Origin of the sequence: Rhodococcus sp. 114MFTsu3.1 (assembly GCF_000383555.1) — a bacterium.
GTDB lineage: Bacteria > Actinomycetota > Actinomycetes > Mycobacteriales > Mycobacteriaceae > Rhodococcoides > Rhodococcoides fascians_E.
In genome coordinates, this window is sequence record NZ_KB911552.1 from 205,946 (window position 1) to 225,937 (window position 19,992).

The 19,992-nt window shown below is 65.8% G+C and carries 23 protein-coding genes; 12 read left to right on the top strand and 11 right to left on the bottom strand.

Annotation, left to right across the window (positions count from 1 at the left end; translation table 11 throughout):
* Positions 1-5: 5 nt before the first annotated feature.
* Genes H292_RS0117130 through H292_RS0117140 form a run of 3 tightly spaced genes read right to left on the bottom strand, consistent with a single transcriptional unit; the run spans position 6 to position 3,073 of the window.
* Positions 6-1,184 (bottom strand): M20 family metallopeptidase, encoded by a 1,179-nt coding sequence (locus tag H292_RS0117130; protein ID WP_020112170.1) that lies wholly within the window; start codon positions 1,182-1,184, stop codon positions 6-8.
* On the bottom strand, positions 1,181-2,350 hold the full coding sequence (locus H292_RS0117135) for a M20 family metallopeptidase (protein WP_020112171.1): 1,170 nt from the start codon (positions 2,348-2,350) through the stop codon (positions 1,181-1,183). Before H292_RS0117135 ends, H292_RS0117130 begins: the two co-directional genes overlap by 4 nt.
* A 15-nt stretch (positions 2,351-2,365) precedes the next feature.
* Complete coding sequence (locus H292_RS0117140; RefSeq protein ID WP_020112172.1) at positions 2,366-3,073, bottom strand: enoyl-CoA hydratase/isomerase family protein; 708 nt, start codon at positions 3,071-3,073, stop codon at positions 2,366-2,368.
* A 74-nt stretch (positions 3,074-3,147) separates the two neighbouring features.
* On the opposite strand from H292_RS0117140, the gene H292_RS0117145 reads away from it, so the two are divergent.
* Complete coding sequence (locus tag H292_RS0117145) at positions 3,148-3,981, top strand: purine-nucleoside phosphorylase (protein ID WP_020112173.1); 834 nt, start codon at positions 3,148-3,150, stop codon at positions 3,979-3,981.
* Positions 3,978-5,579, top strand: coding sequence for a phospho-sugar mutase (locus H292_RS0117150; RefSeq protein ID WP_020112174.1), 1,602 nt, complete (start codon positions 3,978-3,980; stop codon positions 5,577-5,579). The genes H292_RS0117145 and H292_RS0117150 overlap by 4 nt, the downstream gene beginning before the upstream one ends.
* Position 5,580: 1 nt before the next feature.
* Here H292_RS0117150 and H292_RS0117155 read toward each other — a convergent pair whose 3' ends face one another.
* A complete protein-coding gene (locus H292_RS0117155; RefSeq protein WP_230594159.1) occupies positions 5,581-6,186 on the bottom strand; it encodes a DUF2797 domain-containing protein in 606 nt (201 codons plus the stop codon).
* A 3-nt stretch (positions 6,187-6,189) separates the two neighbouring features.
* On the opposite strand from H292_RS0117155, the gene H292_RS0117160 reads away from it, so the two are divergent.
* A complete protein-coding gene (locus tag H292_RS0117160) occupies positions 6,190-6,522 on the top strand; it encodes a hypothetical protein (RefSeq protein ID WP_230621115.1) in 333 nt (110 codons plus the stop codon).
* Here the strand turns inward: H292_RS0117160 and upp are convergent.
* Complete coding sequence (upp, locus tag H292_RS0117165; protein WP_026347964.1) at positions 6,504-7,127, bottom strand: uracil phosphoribosyltransferase; 624 nt, start codon at positions 7,125-7,127, stop codon at positions 6,504-6,506. The two genes, H292_RS0117160 and upp, sit on opposite strands and share 19 nt — an antisense overlap.
* A gap of 106 nt (positions 7,128-7,233) precedes the next feature.
* Here upp and H292_RS27205 point away from each other — a divergent pair, with 106 nt between their 5' ends.
* The 5 genes from H292_RS27205 to H292_RS0117190 are packed head-to-tail and all read left to right on the top strand — an operon-like array spanning position 7,234 to position 10,611.
* Positions 7,234-7,533 (top strand): type VII secretion target, encoded by a 300-nt coding sequence (locus H292_RS27205; RefSeq protein ID WP_026347965.1) that lies wholly within the window; start codon positions 7,234-7,236, stop codon positions 7,531-7,533.
* Positions 7,530-8,696, top strand: coding sequence for a C40 family peptidase (locus H292_RS0117175; RefSeq protein ID WP_020112176.1), 1,167 nt, complete (start codon positions 7,530-7,532; stop codon positions 8,694-8,696). The genes H292_RS27205 and H292_RS0117175 overlap by 4 nt, the downstream gene beginning before the upstream one ends.
* Positions 8,693-9,034 carry a hypothetical protein gene (locus H292_RS0117180; protein WP_020112177.1) on the top strand — a complete coding sequence of 114 codons (342 nt, stop codon included), beginning with the start codon at positions 8,693-8,695 and terminating at the stop codon, positions 9,032-9,034. The genes H292_RS0117175 and H292_RS0117180 overlap by 4 nt, the downstream gene beginning before the upstream one ends.
* The gene (locus H292_RS0117185) at positions 9,031-9,333 is read left to right on the top strand and encodes a YbaB/EbfC family nucleoid-associated protein (RefSeq protein WP_230595720.1); all 303 of its coding nucleotides are present in this window, start codon (positions 9,031-9,033) and stop codon (positions 9,331-9,333) included. Before H292_RS0117180 ends, H292_RS0117185 begins: the two co-directional genes overlap by 4 nt.
* Before the next feature lie 15 nt (positions 9,334-9,348).
* Positions 9,349-10,611, top strand: coding sequence for a hypothetical protein (locus tag H292_RS0117190; RefSeq protein WP_020112179.1), 1,263 nt, complete (start codon positions 9,349-9,351; stop codon positions 10,609-10,611).
* Between the two features lie 12 nt (positions 10,612-10,623).
* Here the strand turns inward: H292_RS0117190 and H292_RS0117195 are convergent, their stop codons facing one another.
* The 3 genes from H292_RS0117195 to H292_RS27920 all read right to left on the bottom strand — a co-directional run bounded on the left by H292_RS0117195 (position 10,624) and on the right by H292_RS27920 (position 13,504).
* The gene (locus H292_RS0117195; RefSeq protein WP_020112180.1) at positions 10,624-11,748 is read right to left on the bottom strand and encodes an adenosine deaminase; all 1,125 of its coding nucleotides are present in this window, start codon (positions 11,746-11,748) and stop codon (positions 10,624-10,626) included.
* 69 nt (positions 11,749-11,817) lie between these two features.
* A complete protein-coding gene (locus tag H292_RS0117200; RefSeq protein ID WP_020112181.1) occupies positions 11,818-13,098 on the bottom strand; it encodes a thymidine phosphorylase in 1,281 nt (426 codons plus the stop codon).
* The gene (locus H292_RS27920; protein ID WP_027498884.1) at positions 13,091-13,504 is read right to left on the bottom strand and encodes a cytidine deaminase; all 414 of its coding nucleotides are present in this window, start codon (positions 13,502-13,504) and stop codon (positions 13,091-13,093) included. Before H292_RS27920 ends, H292_RS0117200 begins: the two co-directional genes overlap by 8 nt.
* Positions 13,505-13,772: 268 nt before the next feature.
* Between H292_RS27920 and sdhC the strand changes: the two genes are divergently transcribed.
* Genes sdhC through H292_RS0117225 form a run of 4 tightly spaced genes read left to right on the top strand, consistent with a single transcriptional unit; the run spans position 13,773 to position 17,187 of the window.
* On the top strand, positions 13,773-14,183 hold the full coding sequence (gene sdhC / locus H292_RS0117210; RefSeq protein WP_094620628.1) for a succinate dehydrogenase, cytochrome b556 subunit: 411 nt from the start codon (positions 13,773-13,775) through the stop codon (positions 14,181-14,183).
* A complete protein-coding gene (locus H292_RS0117215; protein ID WP_019666214.1) occupies positions 14,183-14,638 on the top strand; it encodes a succinate dehydrogenase hydrophobic membrane anchor subunit in 456 nt (151 codons plus the stop codon). The genes sdhC and H292_RS0117215 overlap by 1 nt, the downstream gene beginning before the upstream one ends.
* Positions 14,639-14,654: 16 nt before the next feature.
* A complete protein-coding gene (gene sdhA, locus H292_RS0117220; RefSeq protein ID WP_019666215.1) occupies positions 14,655-16,406 on the top strand; it encodes a succinate dehydrogenase flavoprotein subunit in 1,752 nt (583 codons plus the stop codon).
* 1 nt (position 16,407) lies between these two features.
* Positions 16,408-17,187: a succinate dehydrogenase iron-sulfur subunit gene (locus tag H292_RS0117225; protein ID WP_019666216.1), complete on the top strand. Its 780-nt coding sequence runs from the start codon at positions 16,408-16,410 to the stop codon at positions 17,185-17,187.
* Between the two features lie 133 nt (positions 17,188-17,320).
* Here H292_RS0117225 and H292_RS0117230 read toward each other — a convergent pair whose 3' ends face one another.
* The 3 genes from H292_RS0117230 to H292_RS0117240 all read right to left on the bottom strand — a co-directional run bounded on the left by H292_RS0117230 (position 17,321) and on the right by H292_RS0117240 (position 19,982).
* Complete coding sequence (locus tag H292_RS0117230; protein WP_020112183.1) at positions 17,321-17,632, bottom strand: hypothetical protein; 312 nt, start codon at positions 17,630-17,632, stop codon at positions 17,321-17,323.
* Positions 17,633-17,742: 110 nt separating this feature from the next.
* Positions 17,743-19,122 carry an MFS transporter gene (locus tag H292_RS0117235; RefSeq protein WP_027498885.1) on the bottom strand — a complete coding sequence of 460 codons (1,380 nt, stop codon included), beginning with the start codon at positions 19,120-19,122 and terminating at the stop codon, positions 17,743-17,745.
* Between the two features lie 32 nt (positions 19,123-19,154).
* Positions 19,155-19,982, bottom strand: a complete 828-nt coding sequence (locus H292_RS0117240) for an aldo/keto reductase (RefSeq protein ID WP_020112185.1) — start codon at positions 19,980-19,982, stop codon at positions 19,155-19,157.
* Positions 19,983-19,992 lie beyond the last annotated feature (10 nt).

Sequence of the window (19,992 nt, forward strand, 5' to 3'; positions counted from 1 at the left end):
TCACGTCAGTGTGGGTCGAGGGCGATACCGGTCAGTACCTTGACGCCCACCGCGAGAGCGCGCTCGTCCAGGTCGAACGTCGGCTGGTGAATGTCGAGTTGGGGTCCGGAGCCGGACCACACTCCCAGCCTGGCCATGGCACCCGGAATATCTTCCAGATACCAGGAGAAATCCTCGCCTCCGCCGGACTGAGGCGTGTCCGCGAGCGCCGTCGGCCCGAGCCTGCGGATGGCGTTCTCGAACGTTCGCGTCACCTCGGGTCCGTTGACCACGGGCGGAACCCCGCGCCGGTAGTTCAGTTCGAATCGGACGCCTGTCGGGGCGAGCAAGCCCGCGACGATTTCCGTCACCAGTGGCTCGAGAAGTGCCCAGGTCTCGTGATCGCCGGTACGGACGGTTCCGGTGAGCATGCCTGTCTGCGGGATCGCGTTCGGTGCCTGACCCGCGACAACTGCGCCCCACACCATCACCGTGCTGGTCCGCGGGTCGATCCGCCGGCTGAGCATGCCGGGCAAGCCGGTGATCACGGTTCCGAGTGCGTGCACCAGATCCGCCGTCAGATGCGGGCGGGACGTATGACCGCCCGGGGAGTCCAGGCGTAGTTCGACGGTGTCGGCCGCGGACGTGATGGCGCCGACGCGCACTCCCACCTTGCCGACCTCGAGCCTCGGGTCGCAGTGCAGTGCGAAGATCTTGGACACACCGTCGAGACCGCCGGCGGCGACCACGTCGAGGGCACCACCGGGCATGACTTCCTCGGCGGGCTGGAAAATGAGCCTGATCCCGAACGGCAGGTCCGGCAGCGACGCCAACGCCAGCGCCGTGCCGAGAAGTACCGTCGTGTGGGCGTCGTGTCCGCAGGCGTGGGACACACCGGGGACCGTCGAGCTGTACGACGCGCCCGTGAATTCCTGCAGCGGCAACGCATCCATGTCCGCGCGCAGCGCGACGCGAGGGCCGCTGGGTCCGATGTCGCACGTCAGTCCCGTTCCGCCCGGCAACAATTTCGGGCTCAGGCCGGCGGCTTCGAGTTTCTGGACGACGAACGCAGTGGTGGCGAACTCCTGGCGAGCGAGCTCGGGGTTGGCGTGAATGTGACGACGCCACTCCGACAGCTCGTCGGTGTGGTCGAGGATCCATTTGTCGACGAGGGCGAACCGATCGTCGGTCGACGCGATCGTCATCTGCTCGCCCGCGCTTCCGCGCCGTCGAGCAGGCGATCGCGCACAGCCGGGTCCTGTGCCGCGCGCACTGCTGTTCGCGCAAGCAACCGCGCTCCGTCGAGCACCGCGGTATCCGCCGACTCGGTGATGCAGGCTGCCGCGAACTCCGGTTGATGCGTCACCGCACCTGCCGAATCCAAGCCTATGACCGGGTGGATCCCCGGCAGAACGTTCGTCACATTTCCCATGTCGGTGCTGCCCAGTGGGCGGAATCCTTCCAGTTCGGGTGCCAATGGTGAACGACCGATCGCTTCGGCCTCGCGCCGGAACTGCGCGACCAGCCACGGGTCGGGGGTCAGTTCCTCGTACGTCGGTGACACGGTGCGGATCTCGTGAGTACAGCCTGTGGCGACAGCCCCCGCTTCGAAGCAGCCGAACGCTTTGCGCGTCAGAGCCGCAAGCGATTCCGACGACGTCGCCCGCAGGTAGTACAGAAGCTCGGCATGGCCGGGAACGATGTTGGGCGCCAGCCCACCGTCGCCGACGATCCCGTGCAGTTGCTGTCCCGGCGACAGGTGTTGGCGCAGAAGACCGACGGCGACCTGCGCGACGGTGACGGCGTCACCGGCGTTGATTCCCCACTCCGGGGCAGCCGACGCGTGTGCCGCGCGCCCGGTGTACGTCACCGCGACGTCCGACAACGCCAACGATGTCGCCCCGACGATGTCGAACGGGCCGGGATGCACCATCAGCGCCGCACCGACACCGTCGAAGACCCCGCGTTCGAGCATCAGCACCTTGCCGCCGCCGCTCTCCTCGGCGGGAGTGCCGAGAAGACGCACGGTGATGCCGAGGCTGTCGGCGAGCGGGGCAAGAGCCACCGCTGCACCCGCAGCGGCTGCGGCGATGATGTTGTGTCCGCACGCATGGCCGATCTCCGGTAGTGCGTCGTACTCCGCGCAGATGCCGATGACCAAATCTCCGCTACCGAACGTCGCCGTGAATGCGGTGGGAAGATCGGCCACACCGCGTTCGATCTCGAAATCGTGGGCGGCGAGTAGATCGGTCAGTTTGGCGACACTTCGATGCTCCTCGAACGAGAGCTCGGGCTCGGAATGAATCGAGTGCGACAGCGCGAGCAGCTCTGGTGCGGCGCGGTGGACACCGCTGTCGGTCTCATCGATCACCGCACCAGTCTGTCACTACTGGTTTCCGAAGCTGAAGTTGCTCTCACCGGTCGGAATGTTCAACGCTGCGAGGACGTCGGCGTGGATCCCTGCCTTGATCCCCGCCAGGTTCTTCCCCCGCGTGCTCGTCGACGCGGCGGCCCGCTCGACAGCAGCGACCAGCACCTGATCCTCGTCGACGGCGGCGTCGGCGATCCCCGCCGCGACCGCGTCCGCACCTCCGTAGCGGCGTCCTGTCGTCATGGCCTCGACCGCGGTCTGCTTCGGCAACCGGCCGTTGACGAGGGCGGACATGCCCACCGTGAACGGCATGTTCAGGTTCACCTCCGGAAGGCAGTAGAACCCTCGGTCGGCCCGCACGATCCGAAAATCGTGCGCGGTGGCCAACATGGCACCTGCGCCGAACGCATGGCCCTGCACCGCGGCGATCGTCGTCATCGGAAAGGTCAACAGCCGTGTGTAGAGCGTGTGGACGCGGTCGAGGTAGGACGTGATCTTGTCGAGGTTGGCGAACAGCCAGTCGGTGTCGAGTCCGTTGGTGAAGAACTTGCCGGTCGCCGTCGTCACCAGCGCCGCCGGGCCTTCCACGGCCTCCACCTCGTCGAGCAGTGCGTGCACACGGTCGATCCAGTCGGGATGGAAGCGGTTCTCGTTGTTCTCGGGACCGTCCTGGTCGCCGAGGAAGAGAATGTGGACGTCACCGTTGCGCTCGAGATATGGCATGCGGCAATCCTACCCATCGGTAACATGCGATGGTCCAAGAACCACGGGACACCCATCTCCTAGGGTGGTCAACCGTGGGAACTTCTGACTCGAACTCCAGCACTGCAGACCCGACGGTCGACCCGGCCGGTGCCGCCGCCGGCGCTGCGCAGGCCATCGCCGACGCGACCGGTGTCGCCTCGCACTCGGTCGCGATCGTGCTCGGCTCCGGGTGGCAGGCCGCAGCCGACCGATTCGGCGCACCGACCGCCACGGTGTCGATGAGCGACCTCCCCGGGTTCGCCCCGCCGTCGGCGTCCGGGCACTCGGGCACCATCACATCCGTGAAGGTCGGAGACACCGACACCCTGCTGCTGCAGGGACGCACCCATGCGTACGAGGGCCACGAGCTCCGCCGGGTAGTCCACCCGATTCGCACGGCCATCGCGACGGGTGTCGGCACGGTGGTTCTCACCAACGCCGCGGGCGGAATCCGCGAGGGCATGGGCGTCGGACAGCCCGTGCTGATCTCCGATCACCTGAATCTGACGGCGCGATCCCCACTGATCGGGGCAGAGTTCGTCGACCTCGTCGATGCCTACTCGCCCGAGCTGCGTGCCCTGGCCCAGGGCATCGATCCGACCTTGGAGGAGGGTGTCTACGCGGGCCTGCCAGGGCCGCACTACGAGACTCCTGCCGAGATCAGGATGCTGCGAGCGCTCGGTGCGGACCTGGTCGGTATGTCGACGGTGCACGAGACCATCGCCGCACGTGCGCTGGGCGCCCGTGTCCTCGGCGTGTCCCTCGTGACCAACCTTGCAGCCGGAATGACCGGCGAGCACCTCGATCACAAGGAAGTACTGGAAGCCGGGAAGGCGTCGGCGGAGCGGATGGGCGAGCTGCTGCACCGCCTGGTCGGCGCACTGTGACCTCCGACCTTCAGGCGCAGGTCGCGGCGTGGATCGCCGCCGATCCCGACCCTGCCACCCGAGAAGAGCTGGCCGAGCTCCCGGAAAGCGAACTCGCGGAACGATTCTCGGCACCACTGAGTTTCGGCACTGCAGGACTGCGAGGCGCAGTGCGTGCAGGCCCCAACGGCATGAACGTCGCGGTCGTCACCCGCACGTCCGCCGGAATCGCAGCGTGGCTGCACAAGCAGAAGCTCGACGGAAGCACGGTCGTCGTCGGCCGCGATGCGCGACACGGTTCCGATGCCTTCGCAACGGCAGCCGCCGAGGTTTTCGCAGCACAGGGCTTCGACGTCGTCCTGCTCCCCCGACCACTGCCGACACCCGTCCTCGCGTTCGCCGTGCGAGCCCTGAACGCCGAGTTGGGCGTCCAGATCACGGCGTCGCACAATCCCGCCGCGGACAACGGATACAAGGTGTACCTCGGTGGAGGCGCGCAGTTGGTTCCGCCCGCAGACAAAGAGATCGAGGCGGAGATCGCCGCAGTCGGTCCCGCCGCCGACGTCCCACGAACCATCGTCTTCTCCGGTGGCTCCGACGTCACCGCACGCTACCTCGACACGATTGCGCCCCTGGCACGTTCGACCGAACGCGGCATCCGCATCGCACTGACGCCGATGCACGGCGTCGGCGGCGAGGTCGCGGTCGCAGCGTTACGCAGCGCCGGATTCCGCGACATCTCATTCGTGACAAGCCAATTCGACCCAGACCCCGAGTTTCCGACGGTGGACTTCCCCAACCCGGAGGAGCCTGGCGCCGCCGACGCCGTGCTCGCGCTGGCCCACGAGATCGAGGCAGATCTGGCGATCGCGTTGGATCCGGACGCGGATCGCTGCGCGATCGGGGTCCCGGGCCTCGACGGGTGGCGCATGCTCAGCGGTGACGAGACCGGTGCACTGCTCGCGGAGCACATCCTGAGCAACGCACCTCCGAACTCGTTGGTGGCCAACACCATCGTCTCCTCGCAGTTGCTGTCGAAACTTGCACCGGCCCGGGGTGCGCGCTACGCACGAACCCTCACCGGATTCAAGTGGCTCGTCCGTGCGGGTGACGGCCTGGTGTACGCCTACGAGGAAGCGATCGGGCACTGCGTCGACCCACGGTCGGTCAACGACAAGGACGGAATCTCCGCTGCCGTGATGCTGGCAGATCTCGTTGCGACGCTGAAGCAGAACGGACGCACGCTCCTGGACGCTCTCGACGATCTCGCCGTCGAGTTCGGAGTGCACGCGGGCGCACAGGTGTCCAAGCGAGTCGAGGACACCGATCGGATCACCCGGATGATGGCGGATCTGAGGCACGCTCCACCGACCGACTTGGGCCCTCGCCCACTCACCGTCACGGATTATCTGCAGAATGCAGGCGCGCTGCGCACCGACGCGGTGGAGCTCGCCGGACAAGGCGTACGCATCATCGTCAGGCCGTCCGGGACGGAGCCCAAGGTGAAGGCGTACCTCGAGGTCGTCGAACCCGTGGACTCCCGCGAGGGACTGGCGGATGCACGAGTCCGGGCGCAGGCGACGCTCGACGAACTGAGGGCCTTCGCGCAGGACCTGTGACCTAGAACAGTGCGGTCTGGACGGCGGGAAGGTCGGACGTGTAGTCCCCGAACCTGATTCGGCGCCCTTTCAGCGCGTGCAGATCCACCACGTACGACGTCTCGTCGGCGGCGTCTCGTCCCGTGGTCGACGTGGTGATGTCCACGATGGCCGTTTGACCGATGCAGGCATTCACGGTGAATCCGTGCGGGCCGCTCGTGAGGTCGCCGGGGTAGGCGAGCCGGTTGCCGGAGGCAAGGTCGCGGAACCCTGCCACCTCCCAGGATTCGGTGACGACGCGATACCCGGGGTCGTCGGACACCGGAGCGAGGTCCTCGCGCACCGTCGTCGCCAGTGACGCCGTCGCAGCACCCAACCGTGCAGTGTCGACGGGGAGGGCCAGGGCCGCGGCCTTCGCCGACGACCGGACGGCTTGGCGTACCTGGAGTCGCTCGGTGACGCGATCTTCGAGCACCCGTACGATCTTGCCGTCGTCGGCCCGCGCCACGTACTCGGCGCAGACCGCTCCCTGCTCGGCGAGCCTGCCCCATTTCCTGGTATCCGCTGCGGTACCGACCTTGTGCACTCCGCCCGCGAACGTCGCGATGTACAACCAATGCGGTTGCATCACATGAGGTTCGAGATCCTTCGACACGAATCCTCCGCGGTGGACGGTGTGCACGAACCGGAACGGATCCTTCGACTCGCACTCCTCGCACTGACTACCGCTGTCCACGGGACGTTGATCGGGGCACGGTACATATCCGGGCGCCGCCCCGAACGCCACACGCCCGGTGCACCAGCGCTGGGCACCGAGCGCGTGGAACCCGAGATGCCCGCCGCGCAGATCGACCGTTCTCACCTCACGCGACTCGACGTCCAGCACACGCAACCGAGGGTCACCCTCCTGCGCGGGCCAGGTGACCCCGAGGACCAGCGAGACGCTCAGCGTGGACCGAACTGACGGTCACCGGCGTCGCCGAGCCCGGGAACGATGAAGGCATCCTCGTTCAGACCGTCGTCGATGCTCGCGGCGACCAGTCGTACCGGCAGTCCCGACGCCTCCAACGCCGCCACGCCCTCCGGTGCGGCAACGACGCAGATGCACGTCACATCCGCTGCACCCCGCTCGACGAGCAATTCGATCGTGTGAACCATGGACCCGCCGGTCGCCAGCATGGGATCGAGCACGTACACGGGCGTCGTCGACAGGTCGTCGGGCAGCGATTCCATGTACGGCACCGGCTGGTGCGTCTGCTCGTCACGCGCCATCCCGACGAAGCCGACACGCGACTGCGGGATGAGACCGCTCGCTTTCTCGACCATCCCCAGTCCTGCGCGGAGGACGGGAACCAGCAGTGGCGGCTTGCTCAGCCGCGTGCCACTGGTGACGGCGACCGGAGTCTTGACGTCGAACGTCTCGATCGCCGCGTCGCGGGTGGCTTCGTAGACCAACATGTGGGTGAGTTGGCGAAGGGCGGAGCGGAAGGTTGCGTTGTCGCTGCGCTCGTCGCGCATCCTCGTGAGCAGTGCTGCGGCCAGTGGATGTTCGACCACGTGAGTTTCCATGGATCCAAGGATAATTGTGGGAACCGATCGGCCCTCGGTTGCGTCGAAGATAAATGTAGGGATTTCCCTGCGCGGATCGAGCGGCTCGAGCAACCTGGGGGAACCGGTGACGGAGATTTCGGCAGTGGCAGCGGGGATACACGCGTTCTCGTCGACGGCGGGGTCCATGGCGGCCGAGGTCGCCGTCGCGGCCGCCGCCACGGCCGCGACGGGCCCGGCCGTGCTCGCGCCGGTGTTCGGCGCAATCGGGACGGAATTCCTCGCCGCGTTCACCGCGGTGCACACTGCCCACACCGCTGCGGTGTCCCGGCTGGCCGGCACCGTCGCGAGCATCGGGGTTGCTGCGTCCGCGTCGGCCGCCGGGTACGACACCACCGATGCGTCGACGGCTGCGAGCCTGGCGTGATCGATGTGCTGGCGAAACCGATCACGGATCTGCTGGGCGGATTCGGGTCGGGAATCATTCCCGCAGGTGGTCCGGCGGATGTACTGAGATCGTCGTCTCGGGCACTCGACTCCGTGCAGAGCATCGGGCGATCCGCCATCGGAGAACTGGCTGCCACGTGGAGTGGTCCGGCCGCGACGGCGGCGCTGGACCTCGCCGGACAGGCGCAGACGAGCGCGATCGGGTTGTCCGAGCACGGTGACGAGATCGCGGCCGTCGTGGACCGCGCATGCGACAAGGTACAAGCCGGCTTGGCCGAGCTCCACGGCATCCTGCAGTCCTTCGTCGCGGTGGCCACCACTGCCGCACCCGTGCTGTTCACTCCGGCCGGGTCGACAATGCTGATCGGTGCGGCAATCGATCATCTGCAGCGGGCGCTTGCCGTCGTCGCACGTGTGCGAGCCGAGCTCGCCGGCCACGCAGCGGAGATCGGCGCGTACGCGGCGCCACCGCCGGTTCCCGAGCCCGCCGGGGCTGCTCCCACCGCCGCCTCCCCTGCCCCGGACCCGGTCAGGACCGTGACGGCCGCGGCGCCTGGATCCGATCCGGGAAGCCAGTTCGGTCGGAACTTCCTTCGCACGGTGTCCGCGTCGGCACCCTCGATGCCCGACGCACCGTCCTCGCTCCTCTCACCGTCCTCGAGTCCGGCCGCATCGCCTCCCCCGCCGGGCATGTCGATGTACACCGGAACTCCGGACCGCACGACAGCCGACACCGGCGCGCCCGGCCGCGGCGTTCAGGTCGCTCTGCCCGACGGCAGCGTCGCGACTGCTCCCAACGAGCAAGCCGCGGGTGCAGTCAGAAGCGCTCTGACTCAGCAGGGCACTCCGTACGTCTGGGGAGGCACGTCCCCCGGGCAGGGCCTCGACTGCAGCGGGCTCACCCAGTGGGCATACGGCGAGCAGGGAGTCGAGATTCCGCGGCTGGCTCAGGAACAGAACGTCGGCACCCAGGTCGGGCAGGACGAGCTGATGCCGGGCGATCTGGCTGTGTGGGACGGCCATGTCGCGATGGTCATCGGGAACGGCCAACTCGTGGAAGCAGGTGACCCGGTACAGGTCGGCGAGATCAGGACGACCAACTCCGGCATGGGCTTCAAGGGCTTCTACAGGCCCACCGAATGACGGACGAGACGACGAGCGAGCCGATGATCGCGCAGGCGGCTACTCGAGACGACTCGGTACGGGTACGTGCATCCGAGTCCGGCTTGCCTGTGTCCATTCACATCGATTCGGCCGAACTCCGCTACGGGGGTGCAGAATTGGCTGCCACGGTGCTCGATCTCTGCAGGCGCGCAACCGAACGAGCGCGTGCCGAACGGAGAACACTTCTCGAACAATCGGGGATGAGCAGGGACGTCCTGGACATGCTCGGCCTGCCGTCCGCATCCGACGTCGCGGACGCGGAGAACGAACTGATGGACACCGAGCAGCCACCGTCGTCGTGGATGACACCACTGTGACCGATCCGATCGTCATGCTCGTGGCACACGCGGACCGTGCTCTGGACACCATGCACGACGCGTCGGAGGCACTGGCATCGCTGCAGGTCACACGTCGCACCGAGGACGGGCACGTGTCGGTCACCGTCGACGGCAGCGGTGCGTTGACCGCGCTGGAGCTGGCACCCGACCTCACGGGAACGTCGGCCCGGGACCTCGGACGAGCAATCGTCGAACTGTCCTCCGACGCGGCGCGGGAAGCTCTCGAACGTCGCGCGGCGATCTTGGACAGGATGCAAAGTTCCCTCTCAGAGACCTGAGATAGGCTTCCGGCCATGGCTGGCGACATCATCCCGATCGAACTTGGTCTCACCCGCGGCGACTTCGTCACCCTGTGGGCTCCGGAGTGGCGAGAGGGCGACGACGAGTGGGAGGCGTTCCTCGGGCACGAGGAAGACCTCTACGGCTTCGAAGCCGTGGCTCACCTCGCCGCATTCATCCGGAACGACAACGACAACGACCTCGTCGACCATCCGTCGTGGACGGTCGTGTCCTCGCTTGCGGCGAACGAGCTCGAGCCCGACGATCTCCACCGGTTCGATCTGGTCGGTGTGCCGGAGCTCGTCGCCGAGGAACCCGACTCCGACGTCCTGGCCGAGCTCACTGCCATCTTCGAGATGGTTCAGACCATCGGCGATGTCTGTGAGATCAACTCTGTCGCTTCGTTCTTCGCCGGCAACCCCCACCTGGGTTCGGTGGGTCTCGGCGTCGACGCCTACGTCGGCAAGGACGGCCAGAAGCTGTGGGACCGCATCGGTGCGTCCATCGCCAAGAGCTGGGACGACATCATCGACGCCATCGACTCGGTGGTCACCACACCCGACGTCGACGCCAAGGCCGTGGACGTCGCGGAGGCGGAACTACTGGCTGCCGCGGAGAACATCGTCGACGCCGACGATCTCAGCGAGGACGACCCCGACGAGGACACCGAGGACGGCGAGAGCGACACCGAGGAGGATCCGGATCCCATTGCCGTGCACGCCGCCGAGGACGATTTCTGGGCGGGTGTCGGTATCGACCCGGTACGCATCATCACGTCCGAGGACACCTACTACACCCTGCGGTGCTACATCGACGACGAGCCGATCTTTCTCGGGCGCACCGGGTCCATCACCGTGTTCGGGTCCGAGCGTTCGCTGGCCCGCTACCTCGCCGACGATCACGATCACGATCTCGCCAAGGTCAGCACGTTCGCCGACGTTCAGACGGCCGCGATCGACGGCTCACTGCAGATCGAGGTGACCGACGACAACGTCTACGTCCTCCCCGGCCTGGCCGACGACCTCGCCGAGGGTCCGGATTCGGTGGATACCGACCAGCTGGATCTGGCCGTCGAATTGTTCACCGATGCAGCGGACTTCGCCGACGACGATTCGGTGGAGGAGGCGCTCGCCAGTTCCACGCCTCTGGGGTGGTACGTGTCGTACACCCTCGAGCCGGATCCGAACAGGCTGGCGCCGAGTCCGCCGTTCGCCGTCGAAGCCGAGGCGTGGCGGGCGCTCGAACGCGAATTCGAGGCCCGCCTACGCAAGGAGTGACCTGTGGCCGGTTCAGCCGACGAGTACCGCATAACCCGGTTTGACGACGTCGTCGATCAGCTCGAGTCGTTCGTCGAACGGGATGAACGCCGACTTCATGGCATTGATGGTGAACCGCTCGAGGTCCGTCCAGCCGTATCCGAATGTGCTCACCAGCTTGTGCATCTCGCGTGACATGGTGGTGTCGCTCATGAGCCGGTTGTCGGTGTTGACGGTGACGCGGAAACGCAGCCGGGCCAACAGATCGAACGGATGCTTCTCGAGGCTGTCGACTGCACCTGTCTGAACGTTGGAGCTGGGGCACAGTTCCAGGGGCATCCGCTTGTCCCGCACGTATGCGGCGAGCAGGCCGAGGTTCGGGACACCGTCGGAGGAGACGTCGATGTCGTCGATGATTCGCACTCCGTGCCCGAGTCGGTCCGTCCCGCAGAACGCGACGGCCTCCTGGATCGACGGCAGCCCGAAGGCCTCACCGGCGTGGATGGTGAAGTGCGCGTTGGCTGCTCGCATGTACTCGAATGCGTCGAGGTGACGACTCGGAGGGAAGCCTGCTTCCGCACCGGCGATGTCGAACCCGACGACACCGCGATCACGGAAGCGCACCGCCAGCTCGGCGATCTCCCGAGACCGCGCCGCGTGGCGCATGGCCGTCAGCAGACAACCGACCCGAATCCTCTTGCCGTTCACCCGTGCCGCCGACTCGCCGGCCCGGAATCCTTCGAGAACGTGCTCGACGACCTGGTCGAGCGAGAGCCCTCGATCCAGATGTTGCTCGGGCGCGAAGCGGACCTCTGCGTAGATGACCCCGTCGTCGGCGAGATCCTCGGCGCACTCACGCGCAACCCTCGACAACCCCTCCGGTATCTGCATCACCGCAACGGTGTGCGCGAAGGTTTCGAGGTACCGCTCGAGCGAACCACTGTCGGCGGCAGTGCGAAACCACTCCCCGAGAGCCTGTCCGTCCGTCGCGGGCAAGCCGTCGTATCCGCATTCCTCGGCGAGCTCCAGGACGGTCTGCGGCCGCAGACCGCCGTCGAGATGGTCGTGCAGCAGTGCTTTCGGAGCGGTCTTGATGGTGGGGAGGTCGAGCGGCGACGACCCGCCGGTGGACTCTGTCGATCTGGTCGCGGTACTCATGGTCCGACGGTAGCGCGATCGTCGAACGTTCGCGTGTCATCGGCCCCGCGCCGCACCCACGGCTGCGCGCTACCCGCCCACTCGTTCCAGGACGATAGGCGACGCCTCGAACGTGTCTCCGAAAGACCAGGCGTCGGCCATCGCCGCCGTCGCGTACTCGAACTTCTCGGGGGTGTCGGTGTAGAGGGTGGCGATCTTCTGCCCGGCGGTGACGCGGTCCCCAGGCTTCGCGTGCAGACGTACCCCGGCGCCCGCCTGCACCGGCTCGCCCTGCCGCTCCCGCCCCGCGCCGAGCCTCCAGGCGGCGACGCCCACACCCATCGCATCGAGGCCCGTGATCACACCGTCGGACTCGGCGGTGATGTCGTGCGACTCCGCCGCGACCGGAAGCGGAGCCGACGGATCTCCGCCCTGCGCGGAGATCATCGCCTTCCACCGGTCCATGGCAGTACCGTCGGCCAGCTTGTCCGCGGGGTCGACACCTTCGATTCCGGCTGCGGACAGCATCGTTCGGGCAAGCGTGACCGTCAGTTCGACGATGTCCGCGGGCCCTCCGCCGGCGAGAACTTCCAGCGATTCCTCGACTTCGAGCGCGTTGCCTGCGGTCAGTCCGAGCGGTGAATCCATCGCTGTCAGAAGAGCGATGGTGCGCACACCTGCGTCGCTTCCGAGATCGACCATGGCTTCCGCCAATGTCCGAGCGTCGGCGAGGTTCTTCATGAACGCGCCCGCGCCCACCTTGACGTCCAGGACGAGTGCGCCGGTTCCTTCGGCGATCTTCTTGCTCATGATGGAACTGGCGATCAACGGGATCGACTCGACGGTTCCGGTGACGTCACGCAGGGCGTAGAGCCTCTTGTCGGCGGGCGCGAGGTCCGCGTTGGCGGCGCAGACGACGGCACCGACCGCGGGATCGGCGAGGATCCGGTGGATGTCGTCGCCGGTCAGGTCCGCGCGCCACCCAGAAATGGACTCCAACTTGTCGAGCGTGCCCCCGGTGTGGCCCAGCCCCCGACCGGACAGCTGGGGAACCGCAGCGCCGCAGGCGGCCACCAGCGGGGCGAGGGGCAACGTGATCTTGTCACCCACTCCCCCCGTCGAGTGCTTGTCGACGGTGGGCCGGGGCAGACCGCTGAAGTCCATCGTCGATCCAGACGCGATCATCGCCGACGTCCATCGGCTCAGTTCGGAGCGCGTCATGCCTCGCCAGAAGATGGCCATCGCGAGGGCGGCCATCTGCTCGTCGGCGACGACGCCCCGAGTGAAGGCGTCGATCACCCAATCGATCTGGTCGGCGGTGAGCTCGTGGCCGTCGCGTTTGGCGGAGATGACGGAAGTTGCGTCAGACATGGTTCCCTACTCTGCCCGAATCGAGGTCGTCCGGACCGAAGGCAGACGGCAGCAGGTCCCCCAGCGGGGTCGGTCCGGATGCGGTGTCGACGAGCAATCCGGCCCCGCCGAACTCGAACAACAACTGCCTGCATCGGCCGCAGGGCATCAACTTCTGCCCGCGGCTGTCGCAACATGCGAAGGCGACCAAACGTCCGCCTCCGGTCGAATGAAGGTTGGACACGAGCCCACACTCTGCGCAGAGCCCCAAACCATATGAGACATTTTCCACATTGCATCCGGTGACAATTCGCCCATCGTCCACTAAAGCCGCGGCACCGACCGGATAGTCGGAGTACGGCGCATAGGCTTGCCTCATAACCTCATGAGCTTTGTCTCGCAACGTTTTCCAGTCGATTTCAGGCATGTTCACAATCAAATCACGGGCGAGTCCGCCGTGCACCACAGACGACTGAACCGATCCCGAAGAATTGGGAAGGCAAACCTAACAACGAAATGCAGGTCAGTACGAATCTCGAGTCGAATTAGTTCCAAGTTTCCAATGGGTTTAGAGTTCGAAGACGGCGGCATTCGATAACCGTTCGGAGCCGGAGTAAGACAAATCGAGCCAGGCATTCAAGCCCCGGCTACCAGGCTCGACGCGTCCACCAATGACGTTGGAGGCTTTGCACTCGATGAGTAGCACGACGGAAGTCGCTCCGGCCAAGGAGCGTAAGCGGTCTCTGTACCGCGGTGATCCCGGAATGTGGTCCTGGGTTCTGCACCGGATCACCGGTGTGTTGGTGTTCTTCTTCCTGTTCGTCCACGTTCTGGACACCGCAATGGTCCGGGTCAACCCCGAGACGTACGACGCGATCATCGACACCTACAAGACGCCGCTCGTCGGCCTCATGGAGATCGGTCTCGTCGCTGCAGTGCTGTACCACGCACTCAACGGCATCCGCGTCATGCTGGTCGACTTCTGGTCCAAGGGACCGAAGTACCAGAAGCTGATGCTGTGGGTCATCGCCGCGGTGTGGATCGTGGTCATGATTCCGGGAGCGGGCCGAATCTTCTACAACATGTTCACAGCGAGCGGGCACTGATGGCAACGACACACGGATCCGAGGCCAAGTCCCTCGGCAAGACCTACGACCGACCGGCAAGCCTGGACAACCCGCGCTCGCCGCGCCGGAAGTCCCGCGGCAACTTCGAGCTGTACGCATGGCTGTTCATGCGCTTCTCCGGACTCGCGCTCGTCGTCCTCGTTCTGGGCCACATGTTCATCATGTTGATGCTCGACGAGGGAGTGCACCGCATCAACTTCGCGTTCGTCGCCGGACGCTGGTCGAGCCCCTTCTGGCAGTTCTGGGACCTGACGATGCTGTGGCTGGCTCAGCTGCACGGAGGCAACGGCCTGCGCACCATCATCGCTGACTACTCGCGCAAGGACTCGACCCGATTCTGGCTGACGACGCTGCTCGTACTGTCGATGATCCTGATCATGGGCTTGGGCACCTACGTCATCTTCACCTTTGATCCGAACATTTCGGCGAGCTAAGGGAACTGAAGCATTCATGCAGGAACATCGTTATGACGTGCTCATCGTCGGCGCCGGCGGCGCAGGCATGCGAGCAGCCATCGAAGCCGGCCCCCGGGCCCGCACGGCGGTACTGACCAAGCTCTACCCGACGCGCTCGCACACCGGTGCCGCGCAGGGTGGCATGTGTGCCGCACTCGCCAACGTCGAGGAAGACAACTGGGAGTGGCACACCTTCGACACCGTCAAGGGTGGCGACTACCTCGCCGACCAGGACGCCGTCGAGATCATGGCCAAGGAAGCGATCGACGCCGTTCTGGACCTCGAGAAGATGGGTCTGCCGTTCAACCGGACACCCGAGGGCAAGATCGACCAGCGTCGTTTCGGTGGCCACACCCGTGACCACGGCAAGGCCCCCGTTCGACGTGCGTGTTACGCCGCCGACCGCACCGGCCACATGATCCTCCAGACGCTCTACCAGAACTGCGTCAAGCACGACGTGGAGTTCTACAACGAGTTCTATGCGCTCGATCTCTGCTTGACCGAGACGGACAACGGTCCGGTTGCGACCGGCATCATCGCCTACGAGTTGGCGACGGGCGAACTGCACATCTTCCACGCCAAGTCGATCGTCTTCGCGACGGGCGGCTCGGGCCGGATGTACAAGACCACCTCCAATGCCCACACGCTCACCGGCGACGGTATGGGCATCGTCTTCCGCAAGGGACTTCCCTTGGAGGACATGGAGTTCCACCAGTTCCACCCGACAGGTCTCGCAGGTCTCGGCATCCTCATCTCCGAGGCCGTGCGAGGCGAGGGCGGCATCCTCCGCAACGAGTCCGGCGAGCGCTTCATGGAGCGCTACGCCCCCACCATCAAGGACCTCGCACCTCGCGACATCGTCGCGCGCTCGATGGTCCTCGAGGTACTCGAAGGACGCGGTGGCGGTCCCAACAAGGACTACGTCTACATCGACGTCACGCACATCCCCGAGGAAGTTCTCGACGAGAAACTCCCGGACATCATGGAGTTCTCGCGCACCTACCTCGGCGTGGACCCCGTGAAGGAGCCCGTGCCCGTCTACCCGACGTGCCACTACGTCATGGGCGGTATCCCCACCAAGATCAACGGTGAGGTGCTGCGCAACAACGACGACATCGTCCCCGGCCTCTATGCGGCAGGTGAGTGCGCATGCGTGTCGGTGCACGGCGCAAACCGTCTCGGCACGAACTCGCTGCTCGACATCAACGTCTTCGGACGTCGCTCGGGCATCGCAGCGGCCAAGTACGCCAACTCCGTGGACTTCACCCCGCTTCCGGAGGAGCCGGCGAAGATGGTCGAGGAGTGGCTCGAGCTCGTTCTGTCCGACCACGGCCACGAGCGCGTCGCGGACATCCGCACCGAGCTGCAGCAGTCCATGGACAACAACGCCTCGGTGTTCCGTACCGAGGAGCGTCTCGAGACCGCGCTGAAGGACGTCCGCGCCCTCAAGGAGCGGTACAACCACATCACCGTGCAGGACAAGGGAACTCGCTACAACAGCGATCTCCTCGAGGCCGTCGAACTCGGCTTCCTGCTCGAGATGGCAGAGGTCACGGTCGTCGGAGCACTCAACCGGAAGGAATCGCGCGGCGGACACGCACGCGAGGACTACCCCAACCGCAACGACGACGAGTACATGAAGCACACCATGGCCTACAAAGAAGGCACTGGCCTGCTCACCGACATCCGTCTGGACTACAAGCCGGTAATCCAGACCCGTTACGAGCCGATGGAGCGGAAGTACTGATATGAGCGCCCCCACTCTCGACAAGCCAGATCAGGTCGCCGAGCCGCCCGTGCCCAACGGTGCAGTGATGGTCACCCTGAAGATCGCCCGCTTCAACCCGGAGAACGGCGAAGGACAGCACTGGGACAGCTTCCAGGTGCCGACGCTGCCGACGGACCGCCTGCTCAACCTGCTGCTGTACGTGAAGGGCTACCTCGACGGCACCCTGACGTTCCGTCGCTCCTGTGCGCACGGTGTCTGCGGCTCCGACGCCATGCGCATCAACGGCGTCAACCGTCTCGCCTGCAAGGTGCTGATGCGTGACATGCTGCCGAAGGACTCGTCCAAGTCGTTGACCATCACGATCGAGCCCATCAGGGGTCTGCCGGTCGAGAAGGACCTCATCGTCGACATGGAGCCCTTCTTCGATGCCTTCCGCGCCGTCAAGCCGTTCCTCATGGCCAGCGGCAACGAGCCGACGCGTGAGCGCATCCAGAGCCAGGCCGACCGCGCCCGGTTCGACGACACGACCAAGTGCATCCTCTGTGCATGCTGCACCACGTCGTGCCCCGTCTTCTGGAGCGACGGCAGCTACTTCGGTCCGGCCGCCATCGTCAACGCACACCGGTTCATCTTCGACAGCCGCGACGAAGGCGCCTCCGAGCGTCTGGACATCCTCAACGACGTCGAAGGCGTGTGGCGCTGCCGCACCACCTTCAACTGCACCGACGCATGCCCTCGTGGCATCCAGGTCACCAAGGCGATCCAGGAAGTCAAGCGCGCACTGTTGTTCGCTCGCTAGACCGCTGTCGCCACGGCGTCGCGGGTAGCCGCACCGCTGATCGCGTGAAAGGGCCGTGCATACGATCTGATCGTATGCACGGCCCTTTCGCGTATGTGATGGGTCGGACAGGCCCCGCTGCGTCGAGGGGGAATCAGTCGTCGTGCCGGTCGTCCCAGTCATCGTCGTGCCGGTCGTCCCAGTCATCGTCGTGCCGGTCGTCCCAGTCATCATCGTGCCGGTCGTCCCAGTCGTCGTCGTGCCAGTCGTCGTCGAACGGCTGCGGTGGTACCCCTGGATCGGTTGGGTTCGGCGATGCCGGCGCGGAGTCGGGTGCGGTCGGAGTCGATGTCGGTAGCTGTGCGGGCGCTGGGCTGTCGTCGGCGAGTGCGACGGCGCCGATTCCGCCGAGTGCGAGAAGTGTCGCCGCGGATCCGGCGACGGCGAGCGTGACTACTTTCCTCATGGTGTGTTCCCTTCGATGTCCGACTTTCGGTGACATGGCAAGCATGTCCGTCGAACGTGAGAGGAAGAGGAAGCCGAGATGAGGAAATTCTCATCGTCCACCAGGGTGGATCAGGCCGAGGTCTTGGGCTTCGTCACCGCGGCACCGGCGTCGAACGGGAGGAGTAGGCCGCCGACCACCACGACGGTCATGAGGACCCCCAGTGAGGCGAAGGACAGTGCGAACGCCTGCCCCGACTGCCACCCCAACCCGCCGACGACGCCGGTGGACACGGTCAGGGCGATTGCTCCCAGCGCGACGCCCAATCCGGAGAACAGCTCTTGAGCCGACGCGTGGAACGTGTTGGCGTGGGTGAGTCGGTCGCTGTCGATGTCCGCGAAGGCCAGGGTGTTGTACGCGGTGAATCCGACGGACCGCAACGCCCCACTGATCACCAGGACGGCAGCGATGATCACCGGCGAAGTGTCCACGTCGACGAGTGCTATCGCTCCGAAGCACAGCACCGACAACGCTCCGTCGGCGATGATGACGGTCCTGATTCCGAATCGTCGCATGAGCGGCGTCGTCGTCGGCTTGACGAGGATGTTGCCCGCGAACAGAGCGATGACCATCAGTCCGGAGACGAACGGCGACCAGCCGAAGCGAAGCTGGAACATCAACGGCAGCAGGAACGGGACAGCCGTGATCAGCATGCGGTAGAACGATCCGTAGGTCGCGGTGTTGCGGAACGATTCGATCTTCAGCACCGTCAGGTCCAGCAGCGGATGCTCGGTCCGGGTCAGGTGAACAGCGGCGACAGCCAGGACCAGCGCCGCGAAGACCACGCCGGTTCCCACCGTGAGCCAGTTCGTTCCCTCGGTGCGAACACCGTCTAGGGACACGATCAACACCGCGACACCGACGGCAGTAGCCACCAACCCGCGCCAGTCGAGTGGCCGACGCGCCCGGCTGCCGTCGACGCCGCGCACGAGCCGCAGTCCCACCACGAATCCGATGATGCCGAGCGGCACGTTGATCAGGAAGATCCACCGCCAGGACGCATAGGTGACGATTGCGCCGCCGACCGCGGGGGCGATGACCGGCGCGGTCAGTGCAGGCCAGGTGAGGTACGCGATCGCTCGCACGAGTTCGGTTTTCGTCGTGGCGCGCAGCACTGCCAGCCTGCCGACCGGCACCATCATGGCGCCGCCGACGCCTTGCAGTACCCGCATCACGACCAGAGCCGGAAGGGTCGGGCTCAGCGCACACCCGATCGACGCCGCGGTGAACACCACGATCGCAGCCAGGAACACACGTCGAACACCGAAGCGGTCGGCCATCCACCCGCTCGCCGGGATCAGAACGGCGAGCGTGAGGATGTACGACGAGATGGCGATACCGATGTCGACCGGATCCACTCCGAACGATTCGGCCATCGCGGGCACAGCGGTCGCGATGACCGTCGCGTCGAGAATTTCCATGAACAACGCGCCGGCGACGAGCAGCGCCAGCCCGCGAGGAAATACCGACGCGCCTGCGCCGGTCAGAACTCCTCGTGGGTGTCGGGATCCTGGCCCCAGATACGCCCACGCTCCAGTGACGAGATCGCCGCCACCTCGTCGTCGGTCAGGGTGAAACCGAAGATGTCGAGGTTCTGGCGCTGACGGTCAGGGTTGGACGACTTCGGTAGCGACACCGAACCGAGCTGATTGTGCCACCGCAGGACCACCTGGCCCGGCGAAACGTCGTGTGCGGCGGCTGCATCCGCAACCGGGTCGGCCTTCAACAGCTCCGAGCCTCGACCGAGTGGACTCCAGCTCTCGGTGACGATTCCGTGCTCGGCGTGGTACGCGCGCAACCGTGCTTGGGGGAAGTACGGATGGAGCTCGATCTGGTTGACCACCGGAGCAACTCCGGTCTCCTGCACCAGCCGGTCGAGATGCGCTTCGGTGAAGTTGGAAACACCGATCGACGTCGCGACACCGTCACGCTGGAGGTCGATCATCGCGCGCCACGTGTCCACGTACTTGTCCACCTTCGGCAGGGGCCAGTGGATGAGCAGCAGGTCGATTCGTTCCAGGCCCAGGTTCTCCAGCGAGAGCCGGACGGATTCCTTGGCCTCGTCGTAGCCGTGGTAGTGACCGGGAATCTTCGTCGTCACGAGAATCTCGTCACGAGGAACGCCGGACTCCCGGACAGCCTGTCCGACGCCTTCCTCGCTGCCGTACCGCAGCGCGGTGTCGATCAGACGGTAACCGGATTCGAGCGCCGACGTGACCGTCGCCGCCATGTCTTCCCCGTCGGCGACAACCGTCCCCAGACCCACTGCGGGGAGGACGGTTCCGTCGGCGAGCGGGAATGTCGATGTCATGGAACCTCTT